The organism is Nocardia sp. NPDC047648 (genome assembly GCF_040642815.1).
In the GTDB taxonomy this organism is placed as follows: domain Bacteria; phylum Actinomycetota; class Actinomycetes; order Mycobacteriales; family Mycobacteriaceae; genus Nocardia; species Nocardia gamkensis.
This window is the reverse complement of sequence record NZ_JBEYSX010000003.1, coordinates 312,440-325,118: the sequence shown is the minus strand read 5'-3', so window position 1 is coordinate 325,118 and position 12,679 is coordinate 312,440. Positions and strand designations below refer to the sequence as shown.

General features: G+C 70.1%; 12 protein-coding genes. 6 read left to right on the top strand and 6 right to left on the bottom strand.

Translation table 11 applies throughout. From position 1 onward, the window contains the following. Nucleotides 1-4 precede the first annotated feature (4 nt). A complete protein-coding gene (locus tag ABZ803_RS10185; RefSeq protein WP_357034901.1) occupies nt 5-1,123 on the top strand; it encodes a BTAD domain-containing putative transcriptional regulator in 1,119 nt (372 codons plus the stop codon). Here the strand turns inward: ABZ803_RS10185 and ABZ803_RS10180 are convergent. Both ABZ803_RS10180 and ABZ803_RS10175 read right to left on the bottom strand, forming a co-directional pair. Beyond that, a complete protein-coding gene (locus ABZ803_RS10180; RefSeq protein WP_357034898.1) occupies nt 1,120-1,446 on the bottom strand; it encodes an excalibur calcium-binding domain-containing protein in 327 nt (108 codons plus the stop codon). The genes ABZ803_RS10185 and ABZ803_RS10180 overlap by 4 nt on opposite strands. Before the next feature lie 43 nt (nt 1,447-1,489). Continuing rightward, nucleotides 1,490-1,858 (bottom strand): excalibur calcium-binding domain-containing protein, encoded by a 369-nt coding sequence (locus tag ABZ803_RS10175; RefSeq protein WP_357034895.1) that lies wholly within the window; start codon nt 1,856-1,858, stop codon nt 1,490-1,492. Between the two features lie 284 nt (nt 1,859-2,142). Between ABZ803_RS10175 and ABZ803_RS10170 the strand changes: the two genes are divergently transcribed. Further along, entirely contained in the window at nt 2,143-3,609 is a 1,467-nt protein-coding gene (locus ABZ803_RS10170) for a DUF4185 domain-containing protein (protein WP_357034892.1), read from the top strand. Between the two features lie 6 nt (nt 3,610-3,615). On the opposite strand, the gene ABZ803_RS10165 is transcribed toward ABZ803_RS10170, so the two are convergent. After that, nucleotides 3,616-4,674 carry a fused (3R)-hydroxyacyl-ACP dehydratase subunits HadA/HadB gene (locus tag ABZ803_RS10165; RefSeq protein WP_357034889.1) on the bottom strand — a complete coding sequence of 353 codons (1,059 nt, stop codon included), beginning with the start codon at nt 4,672-4,674 and terminating at the stop codon, nt 3,616-3,618. Between the two features lie 98 nt (nt 4,675-4,772). Continuing rightward, a complete protein-coding gene (locus ABZ803_RS10160) occupies nt 4,773-6,161 on the bottom strand; it encodes a hypothetical protein (protein ID WP_357034886.1) in 1,389 nt (462 codons plus the stop codon). 43 nt (nt 6,162-6,204) lie between these two features. Between ABZ803_RS10160 and ABZ803_RS10155 the strand changes: the two genes are divergently transcribed. From ABZ803_RS10155 to ABZ803_RS10145, 3 genes are all read left to right on the top strand, one after another. Further along, nucleotides 6,205-7,473: a hypothetical protein gene (locus ABZ803_RS10155; protein WP_357034883.1), complete on the top strand. Its 1,269-nt coding sequence runs from the start codon at nt 6,205-6,207 to the stop codon at nt 7,471-7,473. A gap of 159 nt (nt 7,474-7,632) precedes the next feature. Beyond that, the gene (locus ABZ803_RS10150; RefSeq protein WP_040870895.1) at nt 7,633-8,076 is read left to right on the top strand and encodes a DUF3151 domain-containing protein; all 444 of its coding nucleotides are present in this window, start codon (nt 7,633-7,635) and stop codon (nt 8,074-8,076) included. Nucleotides 8,077-8,148: 72 nt separating this feature from the next. Next, nucleotides 8,149-9,285, top strand: coding sequence for an FUSC family protein (locus ABZ803_RS10145; RefSeq protein ID WP_357034879.1), 1,137 nt, complete (start codon nt 8,149-8,151; stop codon nt 9,283-9,285). Nucleotides 9,286-9,606: 321 nt separating this feature from the next. On the opposite strand, the gene ABZ803_RS10140 is transcribed toward ABZ803_RS10145, so the two are convergent. Both ABZ803_RS10140 and ABZ803_RS10135 read right to left on the bottom strand, forming a co-directional pair. Further along, nucleotides 9,607-10,389, bottom strand: a complete 783-nt coding sequence (locus ABZ803_RS10140) for a site-2 protease family protein (RefSeq protein ID WP_357034876.1) — start codon at nt 10,387-10,389, stop codon at nt 9,607-9,609. Continuing rightward, nucleotides 10,386-11,045 carry a hypothetical protein gene (locus ABZ803_RS10135; RefSeq protein WP_357034872.1) on the bottom strand — a complete coding sequence of 220 codons (660 nt, stop codon included), beginning with the start codon at nt 11,043-11,045 and terminating at the stop codon, nt 10,386-10,388. The genes ABZ803_RS10140 and ABZ803_RS10135 overlap by 4 nt, the downstream gene beginning before the upstream one ends. 280 nt (nt 11,046-11,325) lie before the next feature. Between ABZ803_RS10135 and ABZ803_RS10130 the strand changes: the two genes are divergently transcribed. Beyond that, on the top strand, nt 11,326-12,615 hold the full coding sequence (locus ABZ803_RS10130; protein ID WP_357034869.1) for an adenylosuccinate synthase: 1,290 nt from the start codon (nt 11,326-11,328) through the stop codon (nt 12,613-12,615). The last annotated feature ends 64 nt before the right edge of the window (nt 12,616-12,679 follow it).

Genomic DNA, 12,679 nt, shown 5'->3' with positions numbered 1-12,679 from the left:
GCACATGAGTCTGGATGTGCGCGTGCTCGGGCCCGTGCGACTGCTCGTCGGTGGTGAACCGGTGGCCGTCGGCGGGCCCAAACCGCGAGCTCTGCTCGCCGCGCTCACGGTGAATCGGCGGCGCGCGGTGTCCTCGGCCGCGCTCGCCGATCTGGTGTGGAACGAGGAACCACCCGACTCCTATGCCGCGAGCCTGCAGGTCTTCGTCTCGAACATCCGTAAGGCGCTGCGGAACTCCGGGGTCGACCCGGCGACGGTGCTGCGCACCGAGTCGTCGGGTTATCGGCTGGAGATCGACGAGACCGCTTGCGATCTCGGACGTTTCGAGGCAGCGCGGGAGGCAGGCTCGCGCGCCGCGGAACTGGGCGATCATGCCGGGGCGGCGCAGTTGTTCGGCTCCGCCCTGCGCGAGTGGAGCGGCCGGGCGCTGGCCGATCTGGCCGGTTTGCAGTTCGCCGACGGCTTCGCCACCGCCATGGACGAGGAGCGGCTGCTGGCCGCGTCGGCCCGGATCGACGCCGAGATCGCCTGCGGGCGCGCGTCCTCGGTGATCGGCGAGCTGGTCGCGATGACCAACGAGCACCCGCTGCGCGAACCGCTGTGGGGTCAGCTGATCACCGCGCTGTATCTGTCCGGACGTCAGGCGGACGCGCTGGAGGCGTGCCGGAAGGTGCGCGGCGTGCTCGCCGAAGAGCTCGGCATCGACCCGGGACCGGCGCTGGTCGATCTGGAGCAGCGCGTGCTGCGGCAGGAGCCGCTCAGCACGGTCGAACTCCGGCAGGTCGAGCGCCTTGCCGCGGCCATGACCGAGACGGTCACCGAGATGCCGGGCGCGGTGCGCAGCGGCCGGCTGCGGATGCCGGACGGCCGGATGGTGGCGATCGCCCAGGGCGGTCTGCGCATCGGCCGGATGACCGACAACGACTTGGTGCTGGAGGACCCGCGGGCCAGCCGCTACCACGCGCACATCATGCCGAGCCGCTCCGGTCTGCTCATCAAGGACCTGCATTCGGCCAACGGCGTCTTCGTCAACGAGGATCCGATCGACAGCGGAGTGCTGCTCGCCGACGGCGACCAGATCCGAATCGGCGGGACGATCATCACCTTCCAAGCGCTGGGCTAGTCGCAGGCGATTCCGTTGCCGTCCCGGTCCAGATGCGCGTTGAAACCGGGCTGCCCGCGCAAGAGCGGTCCGGCGCCCTCGGCGCGCACCTGGTCGCAATCGGTGTAGATCTTCGGCGACCGCCCATCGGATTCCTCGGGGCGCTCGCTGTCGCCCTTCGGCCCGGACCGGTTGTGCGGTATCGGATGGTCATCGTGCGGTCCGGCGATCGCGACGGCCGGAGGCGGGACGGCGGACGCCGCCGACGGCACGAGCACACTCGCTCCGGCCGCCAGCAGCGCCGCCCCGATCGCGGGCGCGATGCGGAGAACTGACTCGGTCACGCCTTCCGTCCTGCTCCCGCGGCGGCCGGTGCGCCGGTGCGATTCACTCGCAGGCGATTCCGTCGTTGTCCCGGTCCAGGTGCGGGGCGTAACCCGGCTGTCCGCGTAACAGCGGAGCCTTACCCGCGTTGCGAACCTCGGTGCAGTTCTTGTAGGACGGGCCACCCGGGGGCGCTTGCGGGGGTGGGTTCGAGTGAGGCGGGTTGTTCGGTTGAGGCGGGTTGTTCGGCGGTGGCGGGGCGGCTTGCGGCGGCGCCGCGGGCGGTGCGCAGAGCTGGGCGGATCCTGAGCTGCAGAGCAGGTCGGTGAGTGGATCGGCCGCCGCGACGGGCGAGCCGATGGCGAGCGCGGCGGTGGTGAGCAGACAGGCGGAGCCGATGCCGAGCAGGGTGCGCAAGAGCGTGTTCTTCATGTGATCCGTTCTCGATCAGCGCCGAGCGCGGCGGAACACGCTCGGCGGCAACGGGTTCGAACAATGACCCGGAGCGGTGCTCCGGACGGCCGCTCTCCCCGACAGGAGCCGTCGCGGAGTGGACGCTAGCAAAGTTCTGGCGATCCGCCTTGCAAATGAAGCAATTTCATCCTTTTAAATGGGCGTGTCGGTCGGCCGGTTTTCGAAAGTCGAACGGGGTAGGGTCGTTCCGCTGGTTCGTCTTCGCAAGGTTCGTGTCCGCAATGGATTTCGAGAGGTTTGCTATGGCGATGCGAATGCTGGCCGCCGTCGGTGCGATCGTGGTCGGTGCGGGGTTGCTCGTCTACGCCGATGGGTCCGCCGCCGCGGCGCCGGAAGCGGCAGGAGGCCCGGCGGGGGTAGGGCCGTGCCCGACCGATCCGGTGGCGACCCACGAGCCGCTGGTGCCGAAAACGGTGGAGGTGCCGATTCCCTATCCGGTGGTCACCGTGCTTCCGCCGCAGGCGCCGGACCCCGCGCCGAAACGAACGCGGATAGAGCTTCCGCCCGATCCGTGCGCCAATCCTTGCCCCGACCTCACCGATCTGCCCGGCGCGCCGCCGAGTCTCGCCGGACAGCTGGGAATTCCGGAGATCCTGCTGAATCCCAAGCCGTTCCACTTCGCGATTCCCGGGCCCGGTCCCGACCCCGGTCAGGTGCCGCCGCGGCCCGCGCCGGTGCGGCCGCCGGTCGAACCCGCGGCGCAGTCACCCGCCCGGCCCGCCCCGCGCCTCGGCCCCGCCCGCGAGGTGGCGAAGCTGACCGGCGCGAACTCGGTGAACCGCACCGACAAGCGGTGGCAGGTGGACGGTACCGACCTCGGCATCATGTGGGAGAGCGCACCGGGCGAGATCGCGACCGCGTTCGGCGACACCGTCGGACGCGGCTTCCATCCGCCGGGTGGCATGGGGCTGGATTGGCGTAGCAACGTGCTCGCCTTCAGCACCGACCGCGATCTCGCCGACGGGGTGACCTTCGACCGGATGGTCACCGACGACCGCTGCCACGCGGCCGAGGTGCTCTCCAGCCGCAAACTCGACAACGTCGAGGTCACCACCATTCCCACCTCGGGTTTCGCGCTCGGCGGGCGACAGTACCTGAGCTACATGTCGATTCGGACCTGGAACAGCCTGCCCGGCACGTTCTTCACCAACTACGGCGGCATCGCCTACTCCGACGATCACGGTGAGACCTGGACGAAGGATCCGCACGCCCGCTGGGACAACATCTTCGGCCTGGCGAATTTCCAGGTGAGCGCGATGGTTCCGCACGGCGGTTACGTCTACATGTTCGGCACGCCCAACACCCGCCTCGGCGCGGTCGGCCTGGCCCGGGTACCGGAGGACCAACTGCTCAACACCACCGCCTACCAGTATTGGCAGGACGGCGTCTGGACGCCCGTCGGCGGCTTCGCCTCGGCCACGCCGATCGTGGACGGCACCGTCGGCGAGCTGTCCGTCCGCTACGACGCCGCCCGCGACGTCTGGCAGATGAGCTATCTGGACACGACCAAGGCCGCCATCGTCGTCCGGGAGGCGGACACGCCGCAGGGTGTGTGGTCGGAGAGCACGCCGACGGTCTCGGCGCTGACCTATCCGGAGCTGTACGGCGGGTTCATCCACCCCTGGTCCTCCGGATCGGACCTCTACTTCACCATCTCGACCTGGAGTGACTACAACGTCTACCTGATGCACTCGGTCGTGAACGAGTGATCCGGGCTAGCGCAGCCGCACCTCGGCCACCGCGCGACCGAACAGCTTGCGCCCTTCGCAGGAGCCGCCGAGCAGGATGGTCGCGGTGCGCGCGGCCGGGTCGAGCGACTTGATCCGGCCGGTGAAATCGACCGCGCTCGCCGCGTCGGCGGCGACCGGAACGAAGCCGGAGAACCGCACGCTGAACTTCTGGATGGCGGTCGGATCGCCCAGCCACGCGGTGAGATAGCCACCGGCCAAGCCCATGGTCAGCATGCCGTGCGCGACCACGGTGGGCAGCCCGGCCAGCTGCGCGGCGTGGTCGCTGAAGTGGATCGGGTTGGCGTCGCCGGACACGCCCGCGTAGTTCGCCAGGTCGCCGCGGGTGAGCCGGAAGGCGCCTTCGGGAAGCTGATCGCCCGGGGCGAGTTCGTCGAACGAGGGCAGCGTGTGCACGGTCGTGCGCTCGTGTTCGGCAGGCTCGACCAGCGGGCCGACGCCCAGCGGCACCAGCATGTCGTCGGGGGCGAGATCGGCTCCGGAGTCGACCGGGCGCCCGTGCATCATGATGTTCTCGACCACGTCGTCCAGGGCGGCGTCGACCTCGGCGCCGCGGCGGGCGACGATCGTGGTCGAGCCGACGATGGCGACCTCGCCGTGCTGATTGCTCAGCGAGAAGCGCACCACGATGAAGTCGTTGTCCCCGAACCGGCGGATCGACTCGATGACGATCTCGCTGCGTACCCGGTCACCGGCCAGGATCGGCCGGTAGATCTCGAAGACCTGGTCGGTCTGCAGGAACTGGGAGAGGTCGTATTGGGTGAGCACGGAGTCGAGCAGCGCCCTGGTCGCGGACATCCCGATCACCGACGCGAAGGTCGGCGGCGCGATGATCCCGGGATACCCGAGCGCGCGTGCGTCGGCTTCGCGCTGATGCGCCGCGTGGTGGTTCTGGACCCCGCGGGCGAACTCCCGGACCTTCTCGCGGCCGACCTCGTAATGGTCCCGCACCCGGAATCGCTGTCCGGTCGGCGTCACCGGAACGACATCGACATCCGGCCGCGCCATCGTCTGTTCCCTGCTCATGATCCGGGCCATGCTACTGCTGAACCGGACCATTGACCAGGTGTGTGTGACGCGCGCGACCGGCATCGATGCGTGTCGGCTATCACGCCGCCGAGCGGTTACTGAGTGCTGCCGGGCGGGTCGCAGACCTTCCATCCGTCGTCGGTGCGCTGCAGGTCGAAGGTGCGCGCGGACCGCTTCGCCGGGTCGGCTTCGGTGTACACCGTCGCCTGCGCGATGGCGGTGGCGTCGGTGATGCGGATGGCGTCGATGCTGTCCACCACCGGAATGTTCTTCCGCTCCATCGATAGCTTGTGCACACCGGCGAACTGGTCGCTCGGGATGCTCTGATAGAAGTCGTGCAGTGGACCGCACGTCGTGGAGCGAAGCGCCTCCAGGTCGCCGGTCTTCAGCGCCTCGGTGTAGCCGGTGATCGCGCTGCGCACCTGGGCCTCGGGGGAGTCGTCGCCGGACATCGTGACCAGCGACACGATCACCGCCACGAGCGCGACCACCAGCACGACCGCCCCGCCCGCGATGAGCAGCAAGCGGTTGTTCCGGGCGGGCTCGGTGGCGGACGCCCCGGCGCCCTGCGCGGCCGGGGGGATCCGCTGCGGCGGTGCGACGGGCCGGGTGTGCGGCGCGCGCGGGCCCGTCATCGACTGCGCGGGCACGGTCTGCTGAACGTCCGCGGGTGACGGGGCGGTCGCCACCTGTCGCGGCCTGCCCTGTGGGCGCTGCGGCGACGGCCGCGTCTCCTCCACTCCCGGGCCGTGCTGCGGCGGCGCGGACGGGCCGTGCGGGCCGGGCTGCTTCGGACCGGAAGCCGGGCGCGGCGTGCTCGGCGGCTTCGTGATCGGGACCGGCCCCGCCGGTGACGCGACCACACGATCGGTCCCCGGCCTGCCGCTGTCGGCGGGGCGCTGGATGGGAAGCGCGACGGTTTTCGCGTCGTCCACGCCGATCAGCGGCATCGCCATCGTGACGTCATCCGAACCGGGCGGGTTCTTCTGATCATCACCCGATGCGGACTCGTCGGCCGTCGGCGCGGCGGGAGTCGCCGGGCCGGCCGGAGGCTGCGGCCTGCGCATCACAACGGTCGCGCCTTCAGCGCCCTGCGGGATCGAGGCGGTCTTCGCCTCGGGGCCGGTGGAGTCACTCGCCGCGGTTTCGGGCGACGCCCCTCGCGCGGGTTTCGCCGCGGCGGCCTGCCTGGATTCGGGGCCTTGCTTCGATTGCGCCGCAGCGTCTTTGGAAGCCGACTCGCCGGCAGGGGCCGCGCCCGGCGCGGAACCGCGCGTCGGACCGGACGGCGTCTGGTCGCGTTTGATCACTACGGTGCGCGCTTCGGCCGACTGGTTCGGTGCGGAACCGGACTTCGACGCGCCATCGGACTCCGATTGCCTCGGTGCGGTCGTCCGATCGATCGCGGCCGTCTCCGCGTCGGCGCCTTGCGCCGGGGCAGACGTGCCCGTGCCGGAGCGCGCTGGTTCGCCCCCGTCCTTCATCGGGGCGTTCGCCCGGCCCGGACCCGCCGGTCCGGAAGCTGCTGTGCCCGTGGTGCCGGGTGCGCTCGGAGTGGCCGATCCGGTGGCGGGCGGGGCGTTGTGGCCGCTGGACTGGGCGGTAGTCGGTTGCGCGGGGCGCTGGCCCGCCGGGGTGTTCGCCCGGCCGGGACCTGCTGGGCCGGAGGGTGTCGTGCCCGTGGTGCCGGGTGCGCTCGGAGTGGCCGATCCGGCGGCGGGCGGGGCGTTGCGGCCGCTGGACTGGGCGGTAGTCGGTTGCGCGGGGCGCTGGCCCGCTGGGGTGTTCGCCCGGCCGGGTCCCGATGGGCCGGAGGGTGCCGTGCCGGGGGTGTTGGAAGCGGGCGGTGTGTTCTGGTTGCCCTGGACGGGCGGTTGCGTGGGGCGCCGGCCCGCACCGGGACCTGCCGGTCCGGAAGGTGCGGTGCTCTTGGTTCCGGGCTGGGGGTTCTGGCCGCTGGACTGTGCGACAGATGGTTGCGCTGAGCGTTGGCCCGCCGGGGATGTCGCGGAAGTCGGTGCGTTCGGTTTACCGGTGCCGCCCGGTGCCGCGCCGGGTGTGCTGCCCGCGGGCCTCGGCGCTGAACTCGGGGACGGAGTGTTCGCGTCGGCGGCGGGACCGGAGGCAGGGCCGCCCTCGGCGCTCGTGCCGCCGGGCGCGGGTGCGTTCGATCCGGCTGCCGAGGAGTTCGAGGGAGCAGGTCGGGAGGCAGAACCAGTTCGGTTGTCCGGTGTCGGGGGCTTCGCGCCGCCGGACGGACCGGGCTGCTGCGTGGAGCCCGCGCCCCGCGCGGGGCCGCCCGCCGCTGCGGAGGTGCTCGAAGTCGTGGCGGAGGACGGTGCGTCGGCACCAGCCGCGGGACCATTCGCCGGTTTCCCACCCGGCGTGTTCGATGCGGGGGCGGGTGAGTTCGTACTGCCCGCTGGGCCGTTCGCCGGTTTCGCGCCCGCCGTGTTCGACGTCGCGTCCGTGTTCCTCGACGAGGCCGGACCGCTGCCCGGGTCGGCAGGTGCTTGTCCGGGGTCTCCGGCTCGCGGCGCGGTGGGGGCCGGACCGCGGTTGCCCGCGTCCGCGCCGGACGCGGATCGGTCCGTACCCGACGGCGAGGCATTCGGCCGCTGTCCCTTGGCGATGCGCTCGGTGGGCGCAGCCGATGCGTCCGGGTTACGTTCCGCGGCGGCACCGGGGCGTGCGTCGGCTCCGGCGGAGTCGGCCGGTTCGGCGCTGTCCCGCGCCGGATTCTTCTCGTCGTTCGGGTCGGACACGCACACCCCTCGTCAAAGCGGAACTGTTTGAACTCGACGGCCAGCCTAATGGTCGCGGCCCGACGAGGTCCGGCATCAGCCCACGTCGAGCCGAACGAACGCCGAGCCGGCCGAGGTTCGTCCTCGGACCTGCGCCTGGCGGGCGAAGCCGCCTGTCGAGCAAACCGTCGTGGCGTGCACAATGAACCGCATGACCTCGTTCGGTGACCTGCTCGGACCGCAACCGGTACTGCTACCCGAAATCCCCGACGCCGAGGACGCGCTGCTCGACAACGCCGATCCGGTGCGGGTCGCGGCCGAGCATCCGGCCGCCTCGATCGCCTGGGCGTACCTCGCCGAGGCGGCGCTGACCCGTGGCGAAGCCCAGGACGAGGCGATCAATCACGACATCGTCGCCGCGTACGCGTTCGCCCGCACCGGCTATCACCGTGGCCTGGACCTGCTGCGCCGCAACGGCTGGAAGGGCTTCGGTCCCGTGCCGTGGAGCCACGAGCCCAATCGGGGCTTCCTGCGCAGCGTCGGCGCGCTGGCCAGGGCCGCCAAGCTGATCGGCGAGACCGACGAGTACGCCCGCTGCCTCGATCTGCTGGAAGACTGCGACCCTCGGGCGGCCGCGGAGCTCGGCCTCGACTGAGTCGTAGTGATCGGAGTACCGCGTAGCGATTCGAGCAGGGGTGGTGGCCGGGCGAGGGGTGCGTTCGACCCGATGTCCCGGGTCGGCGTGGCCCGCGCGAACAGCATGGCGAGGCTGCGCACCTCCTGGTCGCGGCTGCGCCGATCGGTGCTGCCGATCATCCAGTGTTCGGTCGGCGCCGCGCTGGCCTGGTTCCTCGCCCATCATGTGATCGGTCACGCGCTGCCGTTCTTCGCGCCGACCGCCGCCGTGGTGTCGATGGGCATCTCCTTCGGCGCGCGGCTGCGTCGCTCGGTGGAACTGGTGGTCGGCGTCGCGGTCGGCATCGGCATCGGCGATCTGTTCATCTCTCGCGTCGGCACCGGCGTGTGGCAGATCGCGCTGGTGGTCGCGGTCGCCATGGCCGCGGCGGTGTTCCTGGACGGCGGTTCGGTCATCACCGTGCAGGCGGCCGGTTCCGCCGTGCTCGTCGCGACGTTGCTCCCGCCCTCGGCGGGCGGCGGCCTCTCCCGCATGATCGACGCCTTGGTGGGTGGCCTGGTCGGTGTGGTGGTGGTCGCCGCGATCCCGCTGCACCCGGTGCGCAGAGCGCGGACGCTCGCCGCGGACATCCTCGCCGTGATGGGCAGATCGATCAGCAGCTGCGCCGACGGACTGCTCGAGCAGGATCCGGAGAAGCTGCACCACGCGCTGTCGGCGATGCGCGCCACGCAGCCGCAGATCGACTCCTTGCGCGCCACCTTGGAAGGCGGCAGGGAGATCAGCCGGATCTCGCCGCTGTACTGGAACTCCCGTGACCGTCTCGAACGCATCAGGGCAACGGCGGACCCACTGGACAACGCCATCCGCAACACCCGAGTCCTGTTGCGGCGCTCGCTGACCCTGGTGCGCGACGACGAAATCCTCGATCCCGGCTTGATCGACGAGGTGGAGCGCCTCGGCCAAGCCGTCGACGTGGTGCGCCGGATGATGCTGGCCGACCCCGGCGAGCAGCCCGACCGCGCCGAGGCGACCCGGGTACTGCGCTCGGTCGCGAAGGGCGCGCGCCCGGAACTGGTAGCGGGTGCGGGGCTTTCGGCGCACGTCGTCTTCGCGCAGGTGCGTTCCACGCTGGTAGACCTGATGCAGGTGTGCGGCGTGCAACGTATCTCGGCGATTGCCCTGCTGCCGCCGACGGTCAAGAATCCCTACGTGCGGCCCGAGGTGTGAGCCCGTACTACTCAGCGGTATTCGGACGTCACTGCCTGGCACCGTGCTCCGCGTCCAGCGCGGCGCGGCGAAAGTTCGATCTTCGAGTAGTCCGCTACTCGCGTTTCGCGCGTTGTCCCGCCGTAGCTTTGCGATGTGACCGCGAGTCGAGGGGTATCGCGGTCGACCACTTCGCACGTGGACGAAAGGACCTCTCGGCCAAGGGGTGTGATGGCCGAGAGGCGGGGCGGATCGGAAGCGGGCGAAGAAGCGGGGCCGTCCGGCCGACTTGACCGGGCGGCCCTGCGCCGCATCGGCGTCGCCGAGCGCGCGCGCCGGCGATCAGGTCCAGAATCGCGTCAGGTAGCCGCCGTAGCGCGACCAATTCGATGGGACGCCGGACAGTTCGAACAGCGCGTACACCGCGTCGAAGAACACCTGGTTGATGGCCGGAGTGAACAGCAGCGCGAACAGGATCAGCATGCCGAACGGCTTGAACTGATCGAGCGAGCGTCTGGTCTGGTAGCTCAGCGACGGCTCGACGAGGCCGTAGCCGTCCAGTCCGGGTAGCGGGATCAGGTTCAGTAGCGCCGCCGTGATCTGGAGGAACGCAAGGAAACTCACGCCGAACCAGAATGCGGGATGGCTGCTCGAGCTGCCCCAGATCCGCACGGCCACCAGGAGCAGCACCGCGCACAGCGCGTTCACGGCGGGCCCGGCGCCGCTGATGAGCCGCTGTGTGCGCGACGCGACATTGTGCGTATGCACGTACACCGCGCCGCCCGGCAAGCCGATCCCGCCGAGCGCGATGAACACGATCGGCAGCACGATCGACAGCAGGGGATGGCTGTACTTCAGCGGATTGAGCGTCAGATAGCCGCGCAACTCGACCTCGCGGTCGCCCGCGCGCCAAGCGGTGTAGGCGTGCGCGAACTCGTGCAGGCACAGCGATACCACCCAGCCGGACACCACGAAGACGAAGACACCGGCCTTGGCTCGGGTCGAGTCGAGTGCGGCGTCCCAGGCCAGCGCGCCGCCCACCGCGGTGATGGCGATCACGAGCAGGAACACCGGGCTCGGCCGGACCGCGCGCGACCTGCGGCCGATCGGGAACGGGGCGCTCATCGCACCAGCAGCCAGGATTCGTGGTGGCGGTAGAAAGTCGAGCGCGGCACCGGGCGATCGGCGCGGACGCCGTCCCTGGTCACGATCGCGCCGGGCGTGCCGAGCTGTGCGGCTCGCCCCTCCAACCAGCGCCGCTTGCGGAAGCGTTTGCGCACGGTGGCCCGCACACCGGGTGGTTCGAGGCACGGCGAGACGAGCATGGCGGTCACCTGTCCGGAGAACAACAGCGTGTCGTCGACATAGGCTTCGCCCTCCAGTTTCTCGCCGCCGATGCCCGCGATCACCGCTCGGCCCACGAGCACCTTGCCGGTGTCGTCGCGAACCAGCGGAGTCTCGACCGCGCGGCCGTCGATGGCGCGTTTGGCGGCGGCGTTGCCGGTGCCGGTCTGGTAGGCACGGGAACCGTAGGTCTTCTCGACCGGCACATATCCGATCTCCACGTGCAAGCGCTCGGTGCGCATCAGATGGGTGAGCACCGCGGCCAGCGCGGGGTCCTCACCGAGCACGATCAGGCGCGGCAGGCTGTCGGCGGCCAGCACGGGAAGCAGCTCATCGATCACCGCGGGATCGGGAACGGCGGCCGTCTGGGTGGTCGGCAGTGCCGCGAGGGCGATGGGTACGGGGGCGCCGTCGCAGCGGAGAACATGGGTACTCAAGCTGCCGTACACCCTCCTCGGTTCGAGCCGACACCGTCGGGCCCCTCGCATCGCGGCCGAACCAAGCTGCGGCTCGCCCGTGCACTCCGCGCTTCCGCTCGGCGTGCCGTGCAACCATAGCCCTGCCCGGCCGTGACCACACGGGTGTCGAGCCTACGACGAGATCCGCTTCGATGCCGCCGCGGACGGGTCGGCTAGACTGTCCTTCCGGCCACCGCCTCAGTACGGCAGGTAGCTGCAACACGCCAGTGTTGCCTGTCGAACCGTAGGAGACACGACCATGCCGGCAATCGTCCTGATCGGCGCCCAGTGGGGCGACGAGGGGAAGGGCAAAGCAACCGATCTGCTCGGTGGTCGAGTGGACTGGGTGGTCCGGTACCAAGGTGGCAACAACGCCGGTCACACCGTGGTGTTGCCCAACGGTGACAACTTCGCCCTGCACCTCATTCCCTCCGGCATCCTGACCCCTGGCGTGACAAATGTCATCGGCAACGGCGTCGTCGTGGACCCGGGCGTGCTGCTGGACGAGCTGGCCGGGCTGGAAGAGCGCGGCGTGGACACCTCCGGCCTGCTGCTCTCGGCCGACGCGCACCTGATCATGCCGTATCACGTGGCCATCGATAAGGTCACCGAGCGTTTCCTCGGCAACAAGAAGATCGGCACCACCGGCCGCGGTATCGGCCCGTGCTACCAGGACAAGGTCGCCCGCGTCGGCGTGCGTGTCGCCGACGTGCTGGACGAGAAGATCCTCACCCAGAAGGTCGAGGCGGCGCTGGAGTTCAAGAACCAGGTGCTGGTCAAGATCTACAACCGCCGCGCGCTGGACCCGCAGCAGGTGGTCGACGAGGTGCTCACGCAGGCCGAGAGCTTCTCCCACCGGATCGCCGACACGCGCCTGAAGCTGAACCTGGCGCTCGAGCGCGGTGAGACGGTGCTGCTGGAAGGCTCGCAGGGCACCCTGCTGGACGTCGACCACGGCACCTACCCGTACGTCACGTCGTCGAATCCGACCTCGGGCGGCGCGGCGGTCGGTGCGGGCATCGGACCCAACAAGATCAACACGGTGCTCGGCATCCTGAAGTGCTACACCACCCGGGTCGGTTCCGGCCCGTTCCCGACCGAGCTGTTCGACGAGTTCGGCGCCTACCTGGCCAAGACCGGCGGCGAGGTCGGCGTCACCACCGGACGCGCCCGCCGCTGCGGTTGGTTCGACGCCGTGATCGCGCGCTACGCCACCCGGGTCAACGGGATCACCGACTACTTCCTCACCAAACTGGACGTTCTATCCAGTCTGGAGACGGTGCCGATCTGCGTCGCCTACGAGGTCGACGGCGAGCGGGTCGAGCAGATGCCGACCACGCAGACCGAATTCCATCACGCGAAGCCCATTTTCGAGGAAATGCCCGGTTGGTGGGAGGATATCTCCGACGCGCGCACCTTCGAGGAGTTGCCCGCCAACGCCCAGGCGTACGTGTTGCGTTTGGAGGAGCTGTCCGGCGCCAGGATTTCCTGCATCGGCGTGGGTCCCGGGCGTGATCAAACCATCGTCCGGCACGACGTGCTCGGCTAGAACCTGTTCGAATTCCGCGTGGTCCAGCGGAAATTCGGCGAGGTCACCAGAAATTCACCCCAGC